We start from the raw sequence: 24,153 nt of genomic DNA on the forward strand, positions 1-24,153 counted from the left end.
ATTAATGACGCTATAAGCTAAAGCACCTCCATCAAGGCTGATCCATTAGGGGCCAGTCTTATTTTGTTTTCAACTCGAGTGCTGTTGTAAACGAGTAAGTGCACAATATAATCGCATTATCCGATTTGTAAGCAACTCCCGGCGATTTACAAGCAACTTTAGACGTTTTCTTAGCAACTTCGCATTAGAGCGGTATTTAGACTGTTCCAACTAAGGTTTATTTATCAATCCTTCACTAAGACTGATCCATTAAGGGTCAGTCTTGTCTTGTTTTCAACTCGAGTGCTGTTGTAAACGAATAAGTGCACTTCATAATCGCATTACCCGATTTGCAAGCAACTCCCGGTAATTTACAAGCAACTTCAGACATTTTCTTTTCAACTTCGCATGATAGCAGTATTTAGCATGCGGTTTTTCATCACTTCAGACTTCAGCGGTAGTCTTGTGATTTTGCTCGAGCGGGGAAATATGAAATAATATACAACGGAATAAGAAGAGAGAATGGAGGGAAGGAAGATGACGACACATCAGCAGCAATTAGAAAAATACGCTGATTTAGCACTACAAAAAGGAATCAACCTTCAGGAAGGACAAGGTCTGCTCATCAATGCCCCATTAGAAGCAGCAGATTTAGTCCGAACGTTGACAGCTAAAGCATTCGGCCGAGGCGCAAAAGACGTTCATGTTGAATGGAGTGACGAAGTCCTTACTTACTTGAAAATGAAGCATGCACCAATGGAGGTCTTAGAAGATTATCCTCGCTGGAAAGCAGAAGGCAAAGAACAAATGGTTAAAGACGGGTACTCGGTGTTGAGTATCTTCGGACCAGATCCTGATCTATTGAAAAATGTTGACTCTGAACGCATAGCTGCGGCTAACAAAGCCACTGCTCAAGCATTAGCTGATTTCCAATCCTTTGTTATGAATGACAAAGTGACGTGGCTTGTCTTGGGCTATCCGCAAAAAGCATGGGCTCAGAAAATGTTCCCTGATGATTCTGGGGAAGAGGCGCAGCGTAAGCTTTGGGAGCACATCTTCAACATTACACGCGTTGATCAGGACGATCCGGTTGCAGCCTGGGAGACTCATAATGAAACGTTGCGTCAAGCGCGGGAATTTCTAAACGACAAGCAGTATAAAAAGTTGCACTACCGGGCGCCGGGCACCGATTTGACTGTTGAACTCCCTGAAAACCACATCTGGCACGGGGGTTCGGCGACGTCCGAACAGGGCATTGAATTCATTCCGAATATGCCGACGGAGGAAGTCTTCACGATGCCGCATAAATACGGGGTGGACGGAAAAGTGTCCAGCACGAAGCCATTGAATTACGGCGGTAACTTGATCGAAAACTTTACGTTAACCTTTGAAAATGGCAAGGTCGTCGACTTCTCAGCTGAGGCGGGCGAAGAGAACTTGAAACATCTTATCGAGACAGATGAAGGCGCAAGACGATTAGGCGAAGTTGCGCTCGTACCGCATGAATCGCCAATATCGCAATCCGGGCATATTTTCTTCAATACGCTTTTTGATGAGAATGCTTCCTGTCATCTGGCGCTTGGAAAAGCCTATCCCACCAATGTCGAAGTCGGGCCGAACATGAACAAATCAGAGATGGACGAGCACGGAGTGAATGACAGTCTTGTTCACGAAGATTTTATGATGGGCTCTGCAGAACTTGATATTGATGGGGAAACGAAGGAAGGCGACACAGAAGCGATCTTCCGCAATGGCTCCTGGGTACTTGATTTTGGATAAGTAACAAACCAGTCATACAGTTGAAGCTATAACACAAAAAGCCGAACGATTTCGATTGAAATCAGTTCGGCTTAATTATCCTCTTTACTTATATCTACTTAATATGTCGTCTGGAATATGACAATAATCATCTGGACATCGAGCTAACCTATCTTGATGTTCCTCTGCACTTCTCACATAGTTAGTAAGAGGCAATACTTCCACAACTATATGGTCATAATCATGTCGCTCACTCAGAAACGCTTGCGCCTCTTTTAAGTGTTCAGGCTTTTCACTGTAAAATCCTGTTCGGTATTTCTTGCCAACATCCTGGCCTTGTTTATTCAAACTGTAGGGATCAATGATTTCAAATAAATATCCCATTAGTTCCTTAATTGTTACTACCGCCGGGTCAAATTCGGTTTTGACACATTCGGCGTAGCCGTCATAATCACCTTCACGTGTATGACTGGTTCCGTTAGCTCTTCCCGCTTCTGTAGACGTAACGCCTGGTAACGTTTTGATAAAAGCCTGTACGCCCCATAAACATCCACCTGCAATATATACGACTTCCATATTGACTCTCCTTTAAAAATCCTGCCCGATCATTGACTATCTATAATGTCCATATTAGATAGTCGTAGCTTTGAAATCAACCGGATTCTGGAGAAGATTCAGCGTATCAAGACAATAGTGGCATTTCAATGACAATGTCACATTTTAATGACGTTCCGTTTAAATTGTTCTAACAACCTGTCAAAACCCCTTTATAAGTCTGGAGAACCACATTAAAGTATAGCAAAGAGAGGTTTCGCGCTCCTTCTCAACGTCAATATATGAGAGAGACAGAGTGTTTATAAAGGGACTGATAAATATGAATCGTGAACCATTTTTCGACAATGCAAAATTAATTTTAATATTCATCGTAGTGTTTGGCCATATGATTCAGCCTTTCACGCATGATTCTCAATTTGTGTATACCTTATATACGTGGATTTATGTCTTCCACATGCCGGCCTTTATCTTATTAGCAGGGTTCTTTGCGAAAGCTGTTAAAGAGAAAGGGTATATTGCTAAACTCAGTAAGAAGCTTGTTATGCCTTATTTGATTTTCCAATTTGTTTATACGATGTATTACTTCTTTATCGGCAAAGAAGGATGGCTGCACGGACCTTTTTATCCGCATTGGTCCTTATGGTTCCTGTTCAGTTTATTTTGCTGGCACGTGCTTCTTCAATGGTTCAGCCGACTTTCCCCTTTGATTGGTTTGGGGATTGCGGTGCAACTCGGTATTTTGGTCGGTTACTTCAGTGATATCGGCCACACGTTAAGCTTATCACGGACGCTCGTATTCTTCCCGTTCTTTCTATTGGGCTACTGGTTAACCGTCGATCACATGAAGAAATTGCAGACTTGGCCGGTAAGAATAGCTGGGTTGGTTGTCATGGCGGGTGTGGCTGCCTTTATCGTTGTGGCCCCAGAATTCAGTTCTGGCTGGCTTCTTGGATCTAAGTCGTATGCTACACTCGGATCAGCTGATGTTGGCGGCTTAATTCGCGTAGGGGTTTACCTCTTGGCTGCTGTGATGACGGCCAGTGTCCTGGCATGGATGCCAACCAAGCAGTTTTCCTTCACTGTTCTTGGTCAACGCACCTTATATGTCTATCTGCTTCATGGGTTCTTCATCCAATTTTTCCGGCAGGCAGATTGGTTTAAGGTCGATAATATGTTTGATTTGTTTGGTTTGGCCGTATTTGCAGCCGGTATTGTGTATCTGCTTTCCAGTTCGCTGGTACGTACGATGTCCCAGCCTTTAATAGAAGGGCAGGCTAAAATGCTGAAACACATGTGGAGTAAGCATGTCACCCATTCTAGTAACCGAAAAGGCCCTGGCGCTTACCGCTGATTGACTAAAATTGCAGTTTTCTATCCGACCCAAGCAGCAGGGCAGTTGCTTGGGTCTTTCGTATGGTTGGCAGCACGGCCACTTTAAGAATTGAAGTTTAAAATTGAGCATAAGTGAAATAGTAACGGTAGGCGTAATTATCCACCCCAATAAGGAGGGCGTTTAGATTGGCTAAGAAAATTCTCATGATTGTAACGAATGCAGATCAAGTCAATGAAGATAATAAGACAGGACTATGGTTGTCAGAATTCGTCGAACCGTACATGGAATTTTTACAGGCGGGATTCGAGGTGACGGCCGCCAGCATCAAAGGTGGCAAGATACCGATTGACCCTAACAGCTACAGTAATGAACTGCCGAAAGAATGGGATGATATCGTCATGGAACCGTTAAGCAACACGGAAAAACTGACGAATATTGATCCGTCCGCATTCGATGGGGTGTTCCTCCCTGGCGGACACGGGACAATGTTTGATTTTCCTCAGAATGAAACATTGCAATACGTATTAAAACATTTTGCAGAATCAGATAAGTTGATTGGAGCAGTCTGTCATGGCCCGGCCGGATTTGTAGGAGTGACAGATGCCCAGGGGAACTCGATTGTAAAAGGGAAAAAGATTACCGGATTCACGAATGAAGAAGAGTCCCAAACAGGTTTGGATTCCTATATGCCGTTCTTGTTAGAAAGTAAATTATCAGAAGAAGGCGCCACATTCGTAACGGATGACGCTTATCAGGATCATGTGGTCATGGATGGTCGCTTCATAACAGGCCAAAACCCGCAATCAAGCTTAAGTACAGCCAGACAGTACGTTGAGACGATCGGCAAATAAATTCGTGTAAGATACCTCTAGAAGGAAAATAGGTTGGAAAGTAATAAATTATAGGTGTGAAAAAGCGAACATTGTAACCGTTTATAAGGTCTGCGATGCTCATGAGCGTAGTCAAAACACGTAGACTCCTACGGGAACAGCGCGAGCCGAAGATCCCGCAGGAAAGTGGTTTTGCTTTCCGAGGAAGCTGAGGCCGTGCCCGTGGAAAGCGGAGTGTTTTGACGGAGCGGTACAGAAAAACACCGAACAATTTCAGAGTAATTGCTCGGTGTTTTTTTCTGGTTTCATTTAGAATTGCCCCAGCTCTTTATAACTATATTTAATATGTTTTAGCTCCTAAGTATCTGGAACTCCAGTAAGACGTCGTCATGTTGCTGATGGTCACTCCGTCGGAACCAGCATGGACAAATTTGTTGTTTCCAAGATAAATGCCGGCGTGAGAGGGACCTGATTTATAGGTTTCGAAGAATACGACATCTCCGATCGATGGAGAATTGACGGACGTCCCTGCATGGTAGATTGAAGCTGTTGTCCTTGGTACATTGATACCATGTTTTTCGAATACATAATTGATGAACCCGCTGCAATCGAATCCTGCCGGTGTTGTCCCGCCCCATTGATAAGCAGTACCGATTTGAGACTTAGCGGTGGAAATCAAAGCAGATGTTGTATTCTGCTTTGGAGCTGAGTCGGAAGAGGAGCCGTTTGAGGATCCGTTACCGGTCACTTTCAGCTTTTGACCAACGTGAATGATCGTGCCGCTGATATTATTTAAATTCTTCAATTTAGAAATGCTGATGTTATATTGGTTGGCAATCTTCCACAAGGAATCACCCGATTTTACGGTGTACGTGCTTGTGTTGCCAGAGTTGCTACCCTCAGAGGAAGAATTGTTGGAGTCGTCATTGTTGGAATGATTCGACTGAGAACGGTCTAATTTAAGGGTTTGGCCAACATGGATAATGTCGCTTGACAGATTATTTAAGCTTTTAAGTTGAGCCACACTGATATTATACCTGTTGCCGATCGCCCAAAGGGAGTCGCCGGATTTCACGGTATACGAATCAGTGGCGTTATCAGAACTGGATTGATTGTCCGAAATCGAACGAGATTCTTCACTAACGACAAGTTTTTGACCCGGGTGGATGATGCTGCCCGATAGGTCGTTCAGCTCTTTTATTTTATAGACGGATGTACCATATTTATGTGCGAAATCCCAGAGCGTGTCCCCGCTTTTAACTGTGACTGAATCAGCATGTGCAACATTAGCTCCTACGGTCATGACACCTACAAAACTCGTGGTAACAATGGCCTTTTTGACCCAATTGTTTTTCATTATGTACCTCCCAATTAATAAGTTAGGTAGTTTGATAGATTATAAAGAGATTCTAACATAGCTGGATTCGACATTATGTTACATTAGGATTACATTATTATTACGACCGTCAAAAAGCCTTCAGACAGTGTAGTCTGAAGGCTTTTTGGTGTTTGGATTTTTTCGTGATTACAAAAATGTTAACTATTTTATGCTGCCTATTAAAAGATTAGGTGAGCGATTAGTACGATAATCGGCAAGGTAATCAATGTGCGCTCGACAAATATAATGAATAAGTCTTTCATCCCGACAGGCACTTTGGATGCTAATAATAGACCGCCAACTTCTGACATATAGATCAGTTGGGTAACAGATAATGAAGCGATGATAAATCGTGTCATTTCACTCTCGATTGAGCTTCCGATAATAGCCGGCAGGAACATATCGGCGAAGCCGACTAATATCGTTTCAGATGCTTCAGCAGCGTACGGAACCTGCATGAGCTCCAGAAGGGGGATGAAAGGGTACCCGATCCACGTGAAGAATGGAGTGAACTCAGCAATGACAAGGGCGATCGTACCGAGTGCCATGACAATGGGCGCTACCCCCATCCACATGTCGAGAATGTTTTGTCCGCCCTGTTTAAAGAATTTACTGACGCTCGATTCTTTACTTCCTCTTTGTACGGCTTGTAGATAAGCGTAAGACAGCATGTTGTGCTCACTTGGTATAGCTTCATCCATTTCCGCTGGCTCTTCTGTGACATACGTATTTGTTTTTCTTGATAACGGAGGAATACGCGGCATAATGAGCGCTGCGACAAGACCGGAGGCAGCGACTGTTAAATAAAAGGGAACAAATAGATGCTCTAAATGGACTTCAGCGATGACCACAAGACTGAAGGTGATCGATACAACTGAGAATGTGGTCCCGATCACCGCGGCTTCACGTTTGGTGTAGTACCCTTCTTCATACTGCTTACTCGTCAATAGGACCCCGATGGTGCCATCTCCAAGCCAGGATGCAAGGGAATCAATGGACGAACGGCCTGGCAGGGTGAACAGCGGGCGCATGATTTTGGTAAGCAAAACGCCAAATAACTCCAGCAAACCGTAATTAAGCAGTAAGGGTAGAAAGAGGCCGGCAAATAAGAAGACGGCAAATAATACATGAAGTAAGTCTCCGAGCAACAGTCCACCCGTATCTGGCGATATGATCGCTTGGGGCCCGATTTGAAAAAAGACCATGATAGCAAAGATCATCCCTAATAATCGAGTGATGGTCCAAACAGGCGTGACGTTAAATAAAGATTGAAAAAACGGCTTTTGCTTTAGCGCATCAGCTCCTGCTGCTTTCGTTAACAGGGTCCCGATAGCGGTGATGGAGATGATCATCATCATGATGAAGGATAGATAATCGGCTAACCAAGCTTGCACCCATCCGGCTAAAATCGCAATGGGGATGGTAATGGTATCGCCGTTCTTAACGGGCACCATAAAGAGAATGATCCCTAAAAGGGAAGGAAGAATAAATTTCAGATGATTGCTTGTCGAATATTGACTTGCTTTCATTCGTCACACTCCTACGATGGTAATAAAAATACAATAGATTTCATTTTAATACACACAGGGGAACTTGCCAATAGCGACTTTACGGGTGGTCACGTGACATAGCGGTCCAGGACACGATCGACGGAAGGGCCGTAGCTTTCTCCGAAAATATTCAAATGGACAAGCAAATAAAACAGCTGATACAACGGTTTCGTATCGTGATAGTAATCCGGCAGGGGCTGGACCTCCTCATAGGCGGAATAAAAGGTTTTCGGGAAACCTCCGAACAGTTCTGTAAAGGCTAACTCAAAAGCGCGGTCCCCATACAGAATCGAAGGATCGATGACATAGGGACGCCCTTCAGGACCGCTCATCCAATTTCCGCCCCATAAATCACCATGCAAAAGAGACGGGCTTGGCCGTGCTGGGATCCATCTTTCCAAATACGTCAGCAGGGTTTCCATTTTGCGGTGGCGGGAGGCAGGCATTTTGTTTTGCTGAACAGCCCGTTCAAATTGATTTTTCAGTCGTTGGTCACGGTAATACACGAGCCAATTATCAAACCAACCATTAGGCTGGGGGAGTGTACCGACAAATGTCTCCTCGTGGAACCCGAATTGATTGGCATGCGTGGCGTGCATCTCAGCGAGTAAACGTCCCAGCTGCTCTTCGCTTTTGGGGGAGGGGGTTTGTGTGATCCAGTCCATCACAATAACAGCAGGGCTGCCATCCTCAGGTTCATCGTAGTAATGGACATTCGGCACTGAAAGAGTGTCGCTCTCCTTGATTAAATTGAGACCTTCGGCTTCTACTCTAAAGAAGTGGCTGGAGATGTGTTGGTTTCCTTTGATGAAATATTGTTCATTCAAGGTTTCGACGTAAAAGGCCTGGTTAATGTCGCCGCCCGATAGGCTGCGCATAGATGTGATGGGGGATGTATCGTTCACATGGCTTAATGCGCGCTGAATCGTTTCTCTCATCATAACACCTGCTTTTTTCTAGAATGTCGTTCTGCTGGTTTGTACCCTTCTCTACCATGGATGACACATATTAAGAGAAGGCAGCAGGTTGGCTGGCATGCGTATCGCGGTATTGTTTCGGAGTCAAGCCGAGATGTTTACGAAAAACAGAGGTATAGTAGCTTTGATTGCAAAATTTAAAGAGGCCCGAAATGTCTGAGATAGAAGTCGTCGTATGAAGAAGGAAATATTTCGATTCCTCTACGCGTTTTTCATTGATAAATTGCACAATCGATCGCCCCACTTCTTTTTTGAACAAATGCGAGAGGTAACTTGGGCTTACATAGCAATGGCCGGCGATTTGTTCCAATCTGAGGTCATCCAATATGTGATCATGAATAAATGTGATCGCTTTATTGATGATGGTGGAATAAGGGAGCCCTTCTAATTCAATCACCATTTGAATGAAGTGGCTGAGCATCTCGTATTCCAGCTCGTCCAAACGTTCCGGTGTATTCCTCAGTTCAATTTCCAGGATGTAAGCGTCGCTTAAATTGAACGCCGTTTCGGCTTCGACACCTGCACTGATGATCGCTCGCGTAAAGAGCGTACATGAACAAATCAAAGAATTTTTTAAAGATCTTAATGGGGTATGAGCCAGAGTCGGGCGTTGGTCTTTATTGATATTTTTTAATAAGTTCATAGCCCGCTCTTTATTCTGGCTTGTAATCGCTTCTATCAATTGTTGTTCCATTAAAAAAGACGGGTGCAAATAGTGGTTTTGCCTATTATTCATGCGGACTGTCATAAACCTTTCCAACATGTTGGGTTTGATGGTGTTTGTCATGATATCCCCCCTTGAAGTGCTTAAATTTTTGTTAAACATATAAATAATTTAATATAATTGTAAGCGATTCCATAGTAATATGAAACCATATCGTATCAAAAAATTTTATCAAGGAGGTCACATACTGATGAAAAAATGGCTTTCATTATTGTTTCTAGTTTCATTGATGGCAATCGTAGTTGCAGGGTGTAGCGGCGACGGTGGCGGAGAAGGCGGGGAAGACACGGGATCTGACTCGGAAGAAACGAGCGGGGACGAAGGTTCCTCCGGTGAGAAAACGGTGATCAATTTCGCTGCTCAAAACGATAATACACCTGCAACGCAAGCAGCGATTGATGCTTTTAATGAGCAGTCTGATGAGTATAAAGTTGAATGGACAGAGATGACCAACGACTCAGCTCAGATGCACGATCAACTACTTACAACGCTTTCTAGCGGTTCTAATGAGTACGACGTGATTTCAATGGACGTTGTCTGGGCAGGTGAATTTGCAGGCGCTGGATATATCGAACCGTTGGATGTCATGATGAGCGAAGACGATATCAATATGGATGACTATAACGCAGGTTCGATGACCTCTGGTAATTATCAGGGTAAACAATACACCTTGCCGTTTTTCCCTGATGTGGGCTTGCTGTATTTCCGTAAAGACATCGTTTCTGAAGAAGACACTCAGAAGCTGGTATCCGGTGATTACACATATGAAGATTTGTTAGCTATGTCTGAAAAATACGCTTCAGAGAGTGATGCTGAGAATGGGATCGTGTACCAGTCCAAGCAGTATGAAGGCTTGACCGTTAACGCGACAGAGTTTACTAATCAATTTGATGAAACTGAAAAAGGGCTGCAAATGATGCAGAAATTCACGGCTTCTGATGCGGTGCCTGAAGATGTACTCAACTATACAGAGGGTGAAACGCATACGGCTTTTGAAAATGGCAATGCCGTATTTGCGCGTAACTGGCCATACATGTACGGCCGGATTATGGACCCTGAAGAAAGCGGTGCGACCATTAAAGCTGACCAAGTTTCCGTTGCTCCTCTTCCAAACGGCGGGGCAGTCGGCGGCTGGCTGCTGGGAATCACCTCTAATTCCGAAAACAAAGAAGGGGCCTGGGAATTTGTGAAATTCCTCTCAGGACCTGAAGGGCAGAAAATCATGTCAACAGAAGGCGGCTACTTGCCAGGATACACAGCATTGCTTGAGGACGAAGAGGTACTCGAATCGAATGATCTGTTGAACTTTGAAGGTTTCCAGGCAGCTCTGGATAGTACCATTGCGCGTCCTGTTTCACCAGAATATTCTAAAGCATCCAACGAAATTCAGGTAGCTGTTCATAAGTACTTGAGTTCCGGAGATGGCCTTGATGAAGCGGTGCAGAAGGTTAATGCTGCGATTGAGACAGAAGAAGCGGAATAATGAGCGACACGTTTGATATTCAGGCCATGCTGAACATAAAGCAGCATGGCCTGTCCATTTTGTCAGGATGAAAATATAACCGTCTAGAGGTGAAGCTGAGGAGGGTTACAATGAAGAAGATGGGCTTTAAAGGCTCGATTTTTATTATTCCAATATTGATATTGATTGCAATATTTTCTTTATGGCCGGTGCTGCAGTCTTTTACTTACACATTCTTTGATTATCAGTTGAACGATCGCAGTAAAGCAGGACTTTATTTGAATGACCGCTTCAACGTTGACTTATTTAATGAATCATCGACTTATATTGATCTATTCCTTGAACGGGACATGGACAATATTACAGAGGAAGAAGACGTAGCCAAGGCTGAAGATTTGATGGCCCGTCTCGATGAGCTTGACCAGGAATTTGAAGGTGAGTCGGGTGTTATTACCATTGATGACAGTGTAAAAGAGGATATCCAGGCGTTTCATGAAGATGCCAGCACATTAGTATCGAACTTTAATGAGAAGTATGATATGCAGACTGGACAAAACTTACCTGATATTGTGGCTGATGTTGATAATAGCCTGATCGAGTCCAACTTTGTGGGGCTGGCTAATTATAAGAAAGCCTTCAAAGATGCCTTTATCGGCACGGCCACGATCAATACGTTGATTTTTACAGGGGTCTCTGTGTTCTTAGAATTAATCCTTGGCCTCGGCATGGCAATGATCATGGACAAGGGGATGCGTGGCCAAGGATTTATTCGGACAGCTTCATTAATTCCCTGGGCCATTCCGACTGCAGTGGCAGCCCTGATGTGGAGTTATCTCTATGATGGGACAGCAGGTGTGGTGGCCGAAATATTTGCTAATATCGGCTTAATCGGTGCGCCGACAGATCTACTGCAGACTGGTGCGGGTGCCATGACAGCCGCTATTTTAGCGGACGTATGGAAAACGACGCCTTATATGGCTATCCTGCTGTTAGCGGGTCTTCAAACGATTCCAAAATCCTTGTATGAAGCAGGTTCGATTGATGGGGCAAGTAAAGTGCAGCAATTTATAAACATTACGCTGCCGTTGTTGAAACCTGCTGTACTTGTGGCGCTGCTATTCCGTACGCTCGATGCGTTCCGCGTCTTCGATTTGATTTACGTCCTCACAGGTGGAGGACCCGGAGGCTCGACGGAAACGCTCTCGATTTATTCTTATAAAGTCATGTTTGCTCAGACGAACTTTGGCTACGGCTCTGTGATTGTCATGATCATGTTTGTGATCGTTGCCATCATCGCCACGATTTATGTTAAAGTGCTGGGCGCAGATGTTATGGAAAAAAATTAAAGGAGGTTGAGTGAGATGGCAAAACAAAAGCATCCGAATTCATCTAAAAGTAACTGGTTATTTCTGGTTGTTCTAGCATTTTATTTAGTCGTTGTTGTTTTTCCGTTTTTGTGGATCTTCATCACCTCCTTTAAGAGTACAGGTGAAATTTTCGGTAACAATCCCTTCAATATCATCCCGGAAAATCCGACTTTGTCCCACTATTCCAGTGTTATTTTTGATAAAGGCATTTTTACAGCCATCTGGAACAGCCTTGTCGTTTCAGGCGTGACCACCATTTATATTGTGTTTGTGGCGACCTTGGCGGCTTATGCTATCTCCCGTTTTGATTTCTTTGGCAAAAATCTTTTGCTAGGAATTGTCTTAGCGGTTTCCATGTTTCCGCAAATGATTGTCATTGGTCCGATCTACAACCTATTCGTTGATTTAGGGTGGACAAACAGCTACTGGATCACCCTCCCGTATTCTTCCATTACATTGCCAATGGCGGTTTGGATATTGGTGACCCATTTCAATCAAATTCCTATGGCTCTTGAGGAATCGGCCAAAATGGACGGGGCGAATCGGTTTCAGACGTTGTTCCGGATTGTGTTTCCGTTAGCGGCTCCTGGGGTATTCACCACTGCAATCATTGTGTTCATCACAGCGTGGAATGAATTTGTACTTGCAATTACCATCAACTCTGATGCTTCTTATCATACCGTACCGGTTGCCATTTCCTTTCTCAGAACCCAATTTGAGATTCTGTGGGGTCAAGTAGCAGCTGCGACCACTCTGGTAACCATTCCAACGCTTTTGATTGTCTTGTTCTTCCAGAAACAGATTGTCTCTGGTTTGACAAGTGGTGGTGTGAAAGAATGATGAATAAAGGAGAGATGGGCCAATGAGCTGGAAAATTAAACGACACTCCATGAAAGAAACCGACTTAACCAACGAAGAAAGCCTATTCTTTCTCGGTAATGGGTACATCGGAGTCCGCGGAAATTTTGAAGAAACGTATGGGGAAGCGATCGGAACCATACGAGGCACGTATTTGAATGCGTTTCATGACGTGATTGATATTCCTTATGGAGAGAAGCTTTTCGCGTTTCCGGATAATCAGCAGAAAATGCTGAATGTGATGGATAGCCAAACGATTCATGTTTATTTAGGTGAAGAAAAAGAACATTTCTCCATGACAGAAGGGGAAGTGCTTGATTATACACGTACACTTCATATGGACGAGGGGCGCATGGTCCGTGAGATACATTGGAAATCTCCACTCGGGCGAGAAATCAAGGTGCAGTTTGAACGACTCGTTTCGTTTGTACACCGTGAACTATTTCTTATCAACATGACCCTCACCCCCATGAATTTTTCTGAGTCGATCACGGTTGTTTCGGTTTTAAATGGGGATGTCGAAAACTATGTGAATCCCGATGACCCAAGAGTGGCTGCCGGTGAAGCCAAACGTCTTCATGTGGAAACATTAGATGCAACTGACGAATGTGGCTTCGTCCGCTCCCGGGCGGAAAACTCCGGGCTGGAAGCGGCCTCCCTCACGTACCATAACACGCAGGAAGGCAAGCTGATCGATTTGCAGCAGGAAGATGTGTTAAAGCGTATCGTTTTCACCTATCAATGGCAGGGTGAAGAAGGAAAGGTCATTGATTTGAGCAAACGCAACATTTATGTCGATACGCTGCGTCATAAAGAGGATCTTTTTCAAAATGCGTATCGTTTAAAGGATCAACTTGATACGGTGGAAGATGAGCAATTGTTTGCTTCGCAGCACAAATATCTGACCAGGTTCTGGCAGCATGCCGATGTGGAGGTAGAGGGGGATGAAGCCTTACAAGAGGCGCTCCGTTTTAATCTCTACCATTTGTTGCAATCCGTTGGAAGAGATAAGCATAGTAACATTTCAGCAAAAGGCTTGTCGGGGGAAGGCTACGAAGGCCATTATTTTTGGGATACAGAAATTTATATGTTCCCTGTTTTTCTCATGACTGCCCCTGAGTTAGCGAAGCAGCTGCTCATATACCGCTATTCGATTCTGGAGCATGCTAAAGCCAGGGCTATAGAAATGGGGCACGGCCAGGGCGCGTTATTTCCTTGGCGGACGATCAGCGGGAGCGAATGTTCGTCCTATTTCCCAGCTGGCACGGCCCAATATCACATTAGTGCGGATATTGCTTACAGCTATATTCAATATTACCACGCCACAGGCGATTTACAGTTCATGAATGATTACGGTGCCGAGTTACTGATTGAAACGGCGAGACTGTGGATTGATATTGGTCATTTTAGAGAAGATGGCAAATTCGCCATTGATGATGTGACGGGTCCGGACGAATATACAGCGATTGTCAATAACAACTACTACACGAACGCGATGGCGAAGCATAATCTTAACTGGGCAAACGAAATGATTCAAATTTTGAGACAAGAGGATTCCGCACGGTTCCAGCAAGTTGAGGACCGTCTTAACTTGCGTGAGGAAGAGCTGGAAAGTTTTTGTATTGCTGCTGAGGCCATGTTCCTGCCTTATGATCAAGAACGGGGCATCAATCCTCAAGATGACACATTTCTTAATAAGGCCGTATGGAATTTTGAACAAACTCCTAAGGAGCATTACCCTTTACTGTTGAATTATCATCCGTTGACGCTGTATCGTTATCAGGTGTGTAAACAGGCGGATACGGTGCTAGCGCATTTCTTATTGGAAGATGAAGCGGACGAAGCGACGATCCGCAATTCGTTCGACTACTATGAACGCGTCACGACTCACGATTCATCGTTATCATCGTGTGTGTTCAGTATGATGGCCGCCCGGGTCGGAGAACTCGATAAAGCTTACCATTATTTCCAGGAAACAGCGAGACTCGATCTGGATAATACGCATGGCAACACGAAAGACGGTCTCCATTTAGCTAACATGGGCGGCACGTGGATGGCTATGGTATTTGGCTTTGCAGGTCTTCGGATTAAAGCGGATGGCCTTCATTTGTCTCCTCAGCTTCCTGAGCAATGGGAGCGTTTCTCATTCCATCTGCATTATAAAGGGCAATTAATTGAAGCGACCGTCACCAAAGATGATTGCCTGATCCGGTTAGTCGAAGAAGGAGAGCCGGTCAGTCTTGTGGTGAATGAAGAAGTGTATCATTTAACTTATGACCAGGAATTGCGCGTTCCCCATTAATGATAAATGAAGCACAAAAAATGCCGAATGTTCAGCCGAAACATTCGGCATTTTTGTGGTGTCAGCAAAGCTTCCCATTACCGCTACGTCAAAACACTTCGCTTTCCACGGGCACGGCCTCAGCTTCCTCAGAAAGCAAAAACCGCTTTCCTGCGGGATCTTCGGCTCGCGCTGTTCTCGTAGGAGTCTACGTGTTTTGACTACGCTCACGACCATTGTTGACTTTAAGCAAGGTTCCTATATTTATATTTTACATCCATAACTCTCAGCCTCAATTGATGACTGCTGTTTATTCTGCGTGGAACGATTCATTTTCCATCGGAGAGCTTTGAGCCAAGATAAACGATTTTTCAAGGCTTAAAGGAACTGATCAACCCTTTATTAATGGAAAGTGTTTCGTACGATGGGTTCCTGGAACACTTTTTCATAGGCGTGAATGACATTCCATACTTCAAAACCGAACTGGCGATACAAATGTTCAGCGTCCTGATTAGCGGTACGGACTGAAATGGTAACGCTGTTAAGGTTTAAGGCGTGGAAAGCGTATTGCAGGGCATGCTCGATCAGAGCTGTTCCTACCCCTTCGCCTCTGTCCGAAGGGGCGACGTTAACGAAACAAATTTCCCCCTCTTCTTCCGGGAGGATCGTTTCAAAATAGAGGTACCCCGCAATTTCTCCGTTTTGTTGGTAGCCCCACAGATAATTTCCGGCTTGATGCTTCAGTTCAAACATTTCAGCTGCGGTGTAATAAGCTCCATCAGGATGAAGCGCCGCTATTGCTGCCTGGTCTTCAGGCGTGGCTTCGACAATGGAAGAGGCGTCTACATGCATAGGTTGGAACGTATCCCGCCATTGAATCAATGTTTTTTCCGTATTGTATAAGTGAAACGCATGCTGTTCACAAAAGTCGATGAGTTCCTGGTTCACTTGAAAACATGCGACTTTGACAGCGTTAAAGTACATTTCAATCGTTAGCGACGCTTTGTTCCATAAGCCTTCTAGCACCTCTGCTTCATGTTTGATGGCGAACGGTCCTAGCAGTCGGCAGAGCTTGTGCTCGAAAAACGGCAGAATACCAAGGAAACCGATGATCTCATTGTTTTCCCATGCGACATAGGCGAGCGGCTCCTTAAATTGGGTTAACGTCCAGATTTGTTCATATATTTCATTTTCATCTGAGGCTAGCCAGGCGACAAAATGGCGATCCTGCCCATTCATGCCATATAACCATTGAGATACCTGACGCAATTCTTTTACTTCCAGTTCCTTGATTTGCATTCCTCATCACCAGACTTCTTTTTTTTTCAGCATGACATAGACACGCTGAAAAGCCAATGCCAATGTTTGAAGACCTGCAGTGAGCTTAATCTTAATGATTGACAATGCCGATAACGGGTAAAAATAACGTATATGGACAACCAATGGTTCATCAGGGGGGTGAGCGTATGAATAAAAAGCGGAAATATGTGCCGCTCTTTCGTGTCACATTGATCGTTTGGATGGCGGTGAAATTCTTATTACAAATCACGTGGTTCCAGAAAACGCATCGTATTTGGGATGAAGAAACAGAACGAGAGTGGGAAGATTTACTGGCTAAACAAGCGACAGAGTACCGGAAGAAAGCCATCGAACTGGGAGGCTTGCTAATCAAATTTGGTCAGTTTCTTAGTTCGCGCGGGGATTTGCTTCCTGATTCGTTTATCAAGGAATTGGAGGGATTGGTTGATCGCGTGAAACCTGTTCCTTTCGAATATTCACGTTTAATTCTCGAGGAAGATTGGAATGACAGCATCGAGAATGTGTTACAGAACATTAATGAAGAGCCAGTGGCTTCAGCTTCAATTGGTGAAGTTTACCAAGCATGGTTAAAAGACGGGACACCTGTGGCTCTCAAGGTGCGTCGTCATCGCGTGAAAGAAATTTTCCACATGGATTTCAAAGCATTGCGTATCGTTTTCTGGCTGCTATCGCGCTTTACCTCTTACGGGAAGAAAGCAGATTTAAAGGCTTTATATCGCGAGTTGGTCACGGTGATCAGCAATGAGCTGGATTTTACGAAAGAACTGAAAAATGGCAGGCATTTTAAACGAAGGTTCAAGGATTTTTCTTCGGTCTATATTCCGGAATATTATCAGGCATTATCAACTCAGCGCGTCATTGTGATGGAATGGATCGAGGGGACGAAAATTACGGACTTATCTTATATGAAGCACCATCAGATTGATCGCCAACATGTGGCGAAGATTTTATTCGACTTATGTGTGGAACAGTTCTTATATACGGGGATGTTCCACTCCGATCCCCATCCAGGTAATTTGATGATCCAAGAAGATGGCACGGTCGTTGTGATTGATTTCGGTATGGTAGGGGAAGTTAAAAAAAGGGATGCGGGCTATATTCGTTCGATGATTCAGGGATTCATACTAGATGATTATGATAAAGTGATTGAAGCATTGCGGAGTATGAATTTCTTACTCGATAACGCAAATACAGAGCAAGTGAAAAAAATCCTGAAGGAAACAGCGGATATGTATTTAGAGGGCGGATTTGATAAATTGGATGCGCATACGATGAATCACATCATTGAGGACATCCAGACTGTAGTCAAAGAACAACCCATCCAGCTTCCGGCAGACTACGCTTTTCTCGGAAGGGCCACATCTATTATTGTAGGGGTCGTCACCACCATTTATCCGCAAGTCGATCTGATTCAATGGGGCAGGCCAGTCATTAAAGACTGGATGGCAGGGGATGATTCTTCCTACTCTGTCTATAAAGAAATTGCTAAAGAAACAGGCCGCCCGTTACTCTCTTTACCGAGGGCGTTAATCAATTTTCTTGAGGACGGCGACCAGGAAAGAGACTGGGAGAAACAAAAGCAACAGAATCGTTTTTTTCATCAGTATTACATGTTGTATAGCTGTTTAGCATATATGGTAATACTTGTAGGCGGTTCATGTGGTGTGGCAGGTGTCATTTATGCTGTGCCGGTGATCATATGGACAGGATTTTCCTTTGCTGGTTTAGGCATACTGGGTGTCTTATTGGCTGCCATTAAACATATGGGCATGATTAAACATATTAAATAAACTGAGGAGGTATGTGGCATGAGCGATTTATTGAGAAAAGGATTTCACTTAGGATTAGGAGCGGCCATCAGCGGGAAAGAACGGTTTGAAAAGTTGTTGGATGACGCTGTCAAAGAAGGGGAGGTCAGTCCTTCCCAGGCGCGTGAAATGGCCAATAACTTTATTCAAAAAGGTGAAAAGCAAGATAGAGAGTGGACGGAGCAATCGCGTGCAAAGATGCAGGATCATATCAGAGAGTTAGGATTTGTCACGAAGGAAGAATATGAAATTCTCGAAGCACGGGTACAGCGCTTGGAAAGTTATCACGAAAAACCAGAAGAATAAGTGAAAGAGGGCTGCCTGTTAGGAGGCAGTCTTTTTTTAAAAAGAAATTGTGAACGTTTTTTGACAATTTATCACTATAATATGTTTTACGCCCGCCTGATAAGGCAATTGTATATGAGCTATCTTCAAAAATACATGAAAAAGGTTGAATGACTATGAAAAGACTTTTTATCATGCTAGGGCTGGTGCTGCTAAGCGGCTGTAGTTTACGCGTACTTGATCCCAAAACGTCAACAGGTCAGGATCAGGCCAATTTAATCTACCTCAGCTTTGGCATCATGATGGTGGTGCTCGTCGTTGTGTTCGTTTTATTTGCTTTATTTGTGACAAAATACCGCGAAACAGAAAGCAATCAAAACGTCATTCCAGAAGATTCGGCAGGCGACCGCCGGTTGGAAATAACCTGGACCGTAATTCCGGTTATTCTTTTAACGATCCTCGCGATCCCTACGGTGCAAATCACGTATGATTTAGCGTCTACGGATGCTGAGTCAGAGGAGACGGTACATATAGACGTGGTGGCCGAACAATTCAACTGGAATTTCAACTATGAAAATGGGAAGGCAACGGAGAATGAAGTGATCATTCCAAAAGGACAGGAAGTCGTTTTTCACCTCGAATCGGCTGACGTTGTGCATTCGTTTTGGATTCCACAATTGTCAGGGAAGACAGACGTCATCCCGGGTGAAGAGTTGGTCCAATCCTTCACCCCACAAGAAACCGGAACGTATCAGGGCAAATGTGCAGAGTTTTGCGGGAGCTTACATGCGGTTATGAGATTTGAAACGAAGGTGGTTGAACAAGACGAATTCGAGGATTGGCTAGACAATGAATAAACGAAGGAAAGGGGGTTTTCATCTATGCAGCTTCCACTAGTAGGGGACATACCAAGTGATGTAATTGCAGCATGGGTATTATCAGCTGTTATGGGCGTTGTGCTGTTTATATTTGTTATGAAAAAACGAAAATGGCCGCTGATTTGGGAGTATATGACAACGACTCATCATCGGAAAATCGGAACCATGTACATACTTGTGTCGATTATATTCTTTTTCCGAGCCGGGATGGATGCGTTGTTCATCCGGATGCAGTTGGCGGTGCCCAACAACGACTTTTGGGTGTTTCAAGGCGATAAATATAACGAAGTCTTTACCACTCATGGAACGATGATGATCTTCTTTGTAGCGATGCCTTTTTTGATCGGTTTGATGAACGTTGCTGTGCCATTGCAAATCGGTGCTAATGATCTAGCTTTTCCTTACCTCAACGCCGTTAGTTTTTGGCTGTTTCTGGCAGGCGGGCTGATCTTTAATATGTCCTTTTTCATGAACGCAGCGCCGAATGCGGGTTGGACTGCTTACACGCCGCTTTCGACGGATGGCTTTACATCAGGTCCGAATAATAATTATTACATATTTGGTTTGCAAGTTTCCGGACTTGGGACGATTATGACGGCGATCAATATGATTGTAACGATCATGCGTCTGAGAGCTCCAGGATTAAAAATGACTCGGATGCCATTGTTTTCATGGTCAACTTTGATAACGTCTCTGCTTATTCTCGTGGCGTTTCCGGTCTTAACGACCGCATTGTTCCTGTTGACGTTTGATCGCTATTACGGTACCTCCTTCTTTGTAGATGATCCCGTCTATTATCAGCATTTATTTTGGATATTCGGTCATCCTGAAGTGTATATTCTGATATTGCCTGCGTTCGGTATATTTTCAGATGTCATCTCGAACTTCGCTAAAAAACGAGTTTTCGGCTACACCTCCATGGTCATCGCGATTGCAATCATTGGACTGCTCGGTTTCATGGTTTGGGCTCACCACATGTTTACCGTCGGTTTAGGCGCGATGGCGAACACATTCTTTGCGATCACGACGATGATGATCGCAGTCCCGACCGGGATCAAAGTGTTCAATTGGCTGTTTACCATCAGGCGTGGAGTCATGAGGGTTACCACCCCCATGCTGTTTTCGCTTGGGTTTATTCCCACCTTTGTCATGGGTGGTGTGACAGGGGTGATGCTTGCCGTAGCAGCGGCTGATTATCAGTATCATGATAGTTATTTTGTGGTGGCTCACTTTCATTACACCATGGTTGGAGGCACAATCTTAGGGGTCTTTGCAGGCATTTATTATTGGTACCCGAAGATGACAGGCAAACTATTAGACGAAAAACTGGGCAAATGGCACTTTTGGCTGTTTGTCATCGGGTTTCACCTCACGTTCCTTCCGCAGCATTTTGCAGGATTAAATGGCATGCCTCGCAGGGTGTTCACCTATACGACCGAAGATAATGTCTTCGGGTTCAATGTGATCAGTACGGCTGGAGCATTCTTGATGGGCATCAGCATGCTGTTTGTCATTTGGAACATATATAAGACGCATAAGAAAACGGATAATGTGGGGCCTGACCCATGGAAGGGCCGGACTTTGGAATGGACGGTCGCCTCGCCGGCGCCAGAGCACCCGTTTGAGCCCATGCCTAAGGTAACCAGCATTGACCCGTATTGGTATGGGAAAAAGGATAATCGGGAACTAGAAGTGGCGGAATCACCACGGCCTTCGCCAATTGCTGTCAAGACGGCTCAACCTATTCTGCTTGCTGGCACGTTAATGGTGTTGAGCATCGGATTTGTCTATCATTGGATATGGATGCAGGTGATGGCCGGGGCCGGAGCTCTTCTTTTCCTTATCTGGCGTTTCTTTACAGATGAACGAATAGAAGCGTATCGAAAGGAGGAAGAGCGATGAGCCAGTCAACGTCAGAAGCGTTATTCAAAGACAAGCGACTTGGTTTTTTTCTTTATTTAGGCGTTGAAGCCACCATGTTCGCCACCTTATTTGCCACGTATATCATTTATACGCCAGCTCCTGAAGGGCCGGCTCCTGAATCGGTCTATGAAGCGCGCACGGTCATTTTAGCTTCCATCTTCCTGCTATCAAGCAGCGGGACGTTATTGGTAGCTGAAAGTGGACTTAAGGACTGGACGTTATGGAAAATATGGACAGGGATCGGGATTACCTTTCTCTTTGGGGCCATCTTTATGGGGCTTGAGGTTCATGAATTTTATAAATACGCTCACGAAGGCTATACAATAGGGGCCAACAACTTCCTCGGATCTTTTTATGTGTTGGTAGGCTTGCATGCGTCTCACGTTTTGTTTGGGCTGTGCTGGATGTCCCTTCTCATGGTGCAATTAAAAAAGAATGCCATTCCACGGGCATTGTTCATTGAGAAGCATAAAATCTTCAACTATTATTGGCACTTTGTTGATGTCATCTGGGTGTTGATCATCATCATTGTGTATACTCCGTTCCTTATATAAAAAAGTCTTGGTTCGTTTTTACAATAAATTTAAGAAATGCCTAATAAATTATCTTTTAATTTGTTAGGCATTTTTTATGTTCTTCTAATTCATGCTAGTGGGTCTTTCATTAAGGCATGTTTTCATCTAATCAAACCACTGTAGATATAATTGGTCTCTTTATTTTTGCAGCTTTTTCAAAAGGTATATGAGGTGACTTGCAAAGAAAATCAATCATCTTTAAATAAATTATGAAGCAATCAGGGACTAGTATTGAGCAAATCGAGCATAAGTCACATCGCTTTATTTTATTCATGATAATAGTGTTGACACAGAGCACCATAGTGGTATTCTGATATATAGGAGATACATGGAAGGTGGAATTATTTTTGCCAACAACTTGTAATGGTTAAAAAGTAACTAAATAGTACATTTTTTCTAAGCATTTTCATTTAGTCATAGGAGAAATGTGTCTATTTTTAACCATTACAGGGGACGCTGGATAATCAGTTGTTTAATTCCACGCGGGAACCCTTTAAGGTATTCCGCTTTTTTTATGGAAAATTTTTCTCCTCCCACAACCTTTAATGGCGTTCCTCTGAATCATAGGAGGAGCGATATATGACCGTTTATGATTTATTAACTTATGAGATTATCCCTCAAGAAATACCAAGTGTATTCCGAAACTGTAGTAAATGTAAAAAGGCTACAGAATTCTATTGCAGTGAGAGATTTAGAGTGAATTCAAATAAAAAAATAATTGATGTTTGGATTATTTATAACTGTACACATTGTGAAGGAACTTGGAATTTCCCTGTTTTATCTAGAGTACATGTAAACAAAATTAATTCTGAACTATTTTACAAATTTATGACCAATGATATAGAGACAATCTGGCACTATGGTTTTCAATTCAATCATTTGCGAAGACTGTGTAATGAAGTGAATACAAATATACGTTATGAGCTAAGGAAGGAAAGGCTTGAATCAAAATCTAACAATCTTACCATTAGGTTTAACTGTAAATATGATCTTGAGCTTAGAATTGATAAACTATTAGCAGAAATACTGGGTATTTCTAGGTCAAATCTAAAAAAGCTAGAGCTCGAGGGAAGGTTAACACTAAACCCAAGCATAAATATGAAGAAAAAAATTAGTGATAATTTACAAGTGATAGTTAGAGGTAATTTTTAAATGTAATGCAGGGGCTAACTTTTAGAAGTTAGCCCCTACTTCAGTACAAAAAAGCGTAAAAAGTCAATTGATGGTGTCTCTAAATCAACTCATGAAAAAGACGTGGGGAACTCAAAACCAAAGTAGAAGTAATGTCAAGCTAATTTTAAAACCTACTTCATCGAACTTATTAGAAGTTGGTTTCAGTTCAATTTTTTAATTTGAAGGGGTGGGGGGCAAGCACGTATTGACAGCCCCACCCCTTGTCAAACTTTTTTCAAAACCATATGATAGAGCCCGTACGTAAGAAAAAATGAAAGAAGAGCAAGGATCCCCAGGTTCAGATAGTACAACACTCCGCCTCCGAGCAAGTCGAGAGGGGTATCGGCAAGAGGTGTCTCAGCGAGATATAAATAATTGGAACCAAAATAGACGTTATAAAGACTGACTAGGATACTGTAGGCGACTAAGTAACCGTACGCTTCTAACGCATTTTTCCAACTCACCTTTACCGAAGATGTAACGAGCAGAAAGACACTTGTCCATGGGATAGCCATGTGATGAATAAAAAATTTCCAGTAGCGAAAATGTTCATAATTGTAGGGGATTTCCGGCGTCAGCAATGCCATAAATGATGGGATGATGCCAATGAACAAGGTGAGTTGGATCAATTTATAATGGCGGGTGATCAAAGCAGCCATACCGAATAAAGAAGCGATTCCGCATAAATGAAGCGGTAGATGAGCGCCAACATTCCAAACCCCGTTCACCGCAGCCCACGTTTGATAGCTGACTTCTGAGATGATAAGCACCCCCAATAAGCTCCACCTCAAGAGTGTGTACACGGTGTCGGATTCCCTGATTATTCGAGCATTCAGCACGAGCAAGAGCAAACCTGCGACACAGATGCCCAACATGATAACATGATCAGTGGAAAAGGCTGTGAATTCTTCGTTAATCGTTTTGCCGAACCATCGCTTCATAATGGTCACGTCCTTGAGTCTCAGGTTTGAAAGGTCTTCTTATTCTAGCATATACCAAAGAAAGTGAGAGATTCGATTTGAGTAAAATCAATTGTTTCCGTTGTGAGCACTTTTTTACAACATGGAACCAATCATTCCCGCGCGGGTGTAAAGCCTATGGTTTCAAGACGAGAGAAATGCCCTCATCATATGTCTTGA

The 24,153-nt window shown here is 43.7% G+C and carries 20 protein-coding genes; 13 read left to right on the top strand and 7 right to left on the bottom strand.

All coding sequences use genetic code 11. The annotated features are described in order from the left end of the window. The first annotated feature begins 516 nt into the window (after positions 1–516). The gene (locus HOP45_RS04555) at positions 517–1,758 is read left to right on the top strand and encodes an aminopeptidase (RefSeq protein WP_181347722.1); all 1,242 of its coding nucleotides are present in this window, start codon (positions 517–519) and stop codon (positions 1,756–1,758) included. An 84-nt stretch (positions 1,759–1,842) separates the two neighbouring features. Here the strand turns inward: HOP45_RS04555 and HOP45_RS04560 are convergent, their stop codons facing one another. Then, on the bottom strand, positions 1,843–2,313 hold the full coding sequence (locus HOP45_RS04560) for a peptide-methionine (S)-S-oxide reductase (RefSeq protein WP_181347723.1): 471 nt from the start codon (positions 2,311–2,313) through the stop codon (positions 1,843–1,845). Positions 2,314–2,611: 298 nt separating this feature from the next. Here HOP45_RS04560 and HOP45_RS04565 point away from each other — a divergent pair, with 298 nt between their 5' ends. After that, a complete protein-coding gene (locus tag HOP45_RS04565) occupies positions 2,612–3,643 on the top strand; it encodes an acyltransferase family protein (RefSeq protein ID WP_181347724.1) in 1,032 nt (343 codons plus the stop codon). A 167-nt stretch (positions 3,644–3,810) separates the two neighbouring features. Next, positions 3,811–4,476 (top strand): type 1 glutamine amidotransferase domain-containing protein, encoded by a 666-nt coding sequence (locus HOP45_RS04570; RefSeq protein ID WP_181347725.1) that lies wholly within the window; start codon positions 3,811–3,813, stop codon positions 4,474–4,476. A gap of 319 nt (positions 4,477–4,795) precedes the next feature. Here HOP45_RS04570 and HOP45_RS04575 read toward each other — a convergent pair whose 3' ends face one another. The 4 genes from HOP45_RS04575 to HOP45_RS04590 all read right to left on the bottom strand — a co-directional run bounded on the left by HOP45_RS04575 (position 4,796) and on the right by HOP45_RS04590 (position 9,147). Then, entirely contained in the window at positions 4,796–5,812 is a 1,017-nt protein-coding gene (locus HOP45_RS04575) for a C40 family peptidase (protein ID WP_181347726.1), read from the bottom strand. Positions 5,813–6,012: 200 nt separating this feature from the next. Continuing rightward, positions 6,013–7,362 carry a YjiH family protein gene (locus tag HOP45_RS04580; RefSeq protein ID WP_181347727.1) on the bottom strand — a complete coding sequence of 450 codons (1,350 nt, stop codon included), beginning with the start codon at positions 7,360–7,362 and terminating at the stop codon, positions 6,013–6,015. Positions 7,363–7,451: 89 nt separating this feature from the next. Next, positions 7,452–8,321, bottom strand: a complete 870-nt coding sequence (locus HOP45_RS04585; RefSeq protein ID WP_181347728.1) for a fructosamine kinase family protein — start codon at positions 8,319–8,321, stop codon at positions 7,452–7,454. Positions 8,322–8,391: 70 nt separating this feature from the next. Next, complete coding sequence (locus HOP45_RS04590; protein WP_181347729.1) at positions 8,392–9,147, bottom strand: helix-turn-helix transcriptional regulator; 756 nt, start codon at positions 9,145–9,147, stop codon at positions 8,392–8,394. Positions 9,148–9,274: 127 nt separating this feature from the next. On the opposite strand from HOP45_RS04590, the gene HOP45_RS04595 reads away from it, so the two are divergent. The 4 genes from HOP45_RS04595 (at position 9,275) to HOP45_RS04610 (ending at position 15,073) form a co-directional block, all read left to right on the top strand. Next, positions 9,275–10,567, top strand: coding sequence for an extracellular solute-binding protein (locus tag HOP45_RS04595; RefSeq protein WP_181347730.1), 1,293 nt, complete (start codon positions 9,275–9,277; stop codon positions 10,565–10,567). A 110-nt stretch (positions 10,568–10,677) separates the two neighbouring features. Further along, on the top strand, positions 10,678–11,892 hold the full coding sequence (locus HOP45_RS04600) for a carbohydrate ABC transporter permease (protein ID WP_181347731.1): 1,215 nt from the start codon (positions 10,678–10,680) through the stop codon (positions 11,890–11,892). Between the two features lie 15 nt (positions 11,893–11,907). Continuing rightward, positions 11,908–12,753, top strand: coding sequence for a carbohydrate ABC transporter permease (locus HOP45_RS04605; protein WP_181347732.1), 846 nt, complete (start codon positions 11,908–11,910; stop codon positions 12,751–12,753). Positions 12,754–12,775: 22 nt separating this feature from the next. Then, positions 12,776–15,073: a glycoside hydrolase family 65 protein gene (locus HOP45_RS04610; RefSeq protein WP_181347733.1), complete on the top strand. Its 2,298-nt coding sequence runs from the start codon at positions 12,776–12,778 to the stop codon at positions 15,071–15,073. Positions 15,074–15,454: 381 nt separating this feature from the next. On the opposite strand, the gene HOP45_RS04615 is transcribed toward HOP45_RS04610, so the two are convergent. Then, positions 15,455–16,351 carry a GNAT family N-acetyltransferase gene (locus tag HOP45_RS04615; protein ID WP_181347734.1) on the bottom strand — a complete coding sequence of 299 codons (897 nt, stop codon included), beginning with the start codon at positions 16,349–16,351 and terminating at the stop codon, positions 15,455–15,457. A gap of 167 nt (positions 16,352–16,518) precedes the next feature. On the opposite strand from HOP45_RS04615, the gene HOP45_RS04620 reads away from it, so the two are divergent. The 6 genes from HOP45_RS04620 (at position 16,519) to HOP45_RS04645 (ending at position 22,993) form a co-directional block, all read left to right on the top strand. Further along, the gene (locus HOP45_RS04620; RefSeq protein WP_181347735.1) at positions 16,519–18,162 is read left to right on the top strand and encodes an ABC1 kinase family protein; all 1,644 of its coding nucleotides are present in this window, start codon (positions 16,519–16,521) and stop codon (positions 18,160–18,162) included. Positions 18,163–18,180: 18 nt separating this feature from the next. Then, positions 18,181–18,486, top strand: a complete 306-nt coding sequence (locus HOP45_RS04625; protein WP_181347736.1) for a phasin family protein — start codon at positions 18,181–18,183, stop codon at positions 18,484–18,486. Positions 18,487–18,641: 155 nt separating this feature from the next. Further along, entirely contained in the window at positions 18,642–19,322 is a 681-nt protein-coding gene (gene coxB / locus HOP45_RS04630) for a cytochrome c oxidase subunit II (protein ID WP_181347737.1), read from the top strand. A gap of 24 nt (positions 19,323–19,346) precedes the next feature. After that, the gene (locus HOP45_RS04635; protein ID WP_181347738.1) at positions 19,347–21,245 is read left to right on the top strand and encodes a cytochrome c oxidase subunit I; all 1,899 of its coding nucleotides are present in this window, start codon (positions 19,347–19,349) and stop codon (positions 21,243–21,245) included. After that, positions 21,242–21,820: a cytochrome c oxidase subunit 3 gene (locus HOP45_RS04640; protein WP_181347739.1), complete on the top strand. Its 579-nt coding sequence runs from the start codon at positions 21,242–21,244 to the stop codon at positions 21,818–21,820. Before HOP45_RS04635 ends, HOP45_RS04640 begins: the two co-directional genes overlap by 4 nt. Before the next feature lie 600 nt (positions 21,821–22,420). Continuing rightward, the gene (locus HOP45_RS04645; protein WP_181347740.1) at positions 22,421–22,993 is read left to right on the top strand and encodes a DUF1062 domain-containing protein; all 573 of its coding nucleotides are present in this window, start codon (positions 22,421–22,423) and stop codon (positions 22,991–22,993) included. A gap of 245 nt (positions 22,994–23,238) precedes the next feature. On the opposite strand, the gene HOP45_RS04650 is transcribed toward HOP45_RS04645, so the two are convergent. After that, positions 23,239–23,955 carry a YwaF family protein gene (locus HOP45_RS04650; RefSeq protein ID WP_181347741.1) on the bottom strand — a complete coding sequence of 239 codons (717 nt, stop codon included), beginning with the start codon at positions 23,953–23,955 and terminating at the stop codon, positions 23,239–23,241. Between the last annotated feature and the right edge of the window lie 198 nt (positions 23,956–24,153).

This window comes from Thalassobacillus sp. CUG 92003 (genome assembly GCF_013618635.1).
Classification (GTDB): domain Bacteria; phylum Bacillota; class Bacilli; order Bacillales; family Halobacillaceae; genus CUG-92003.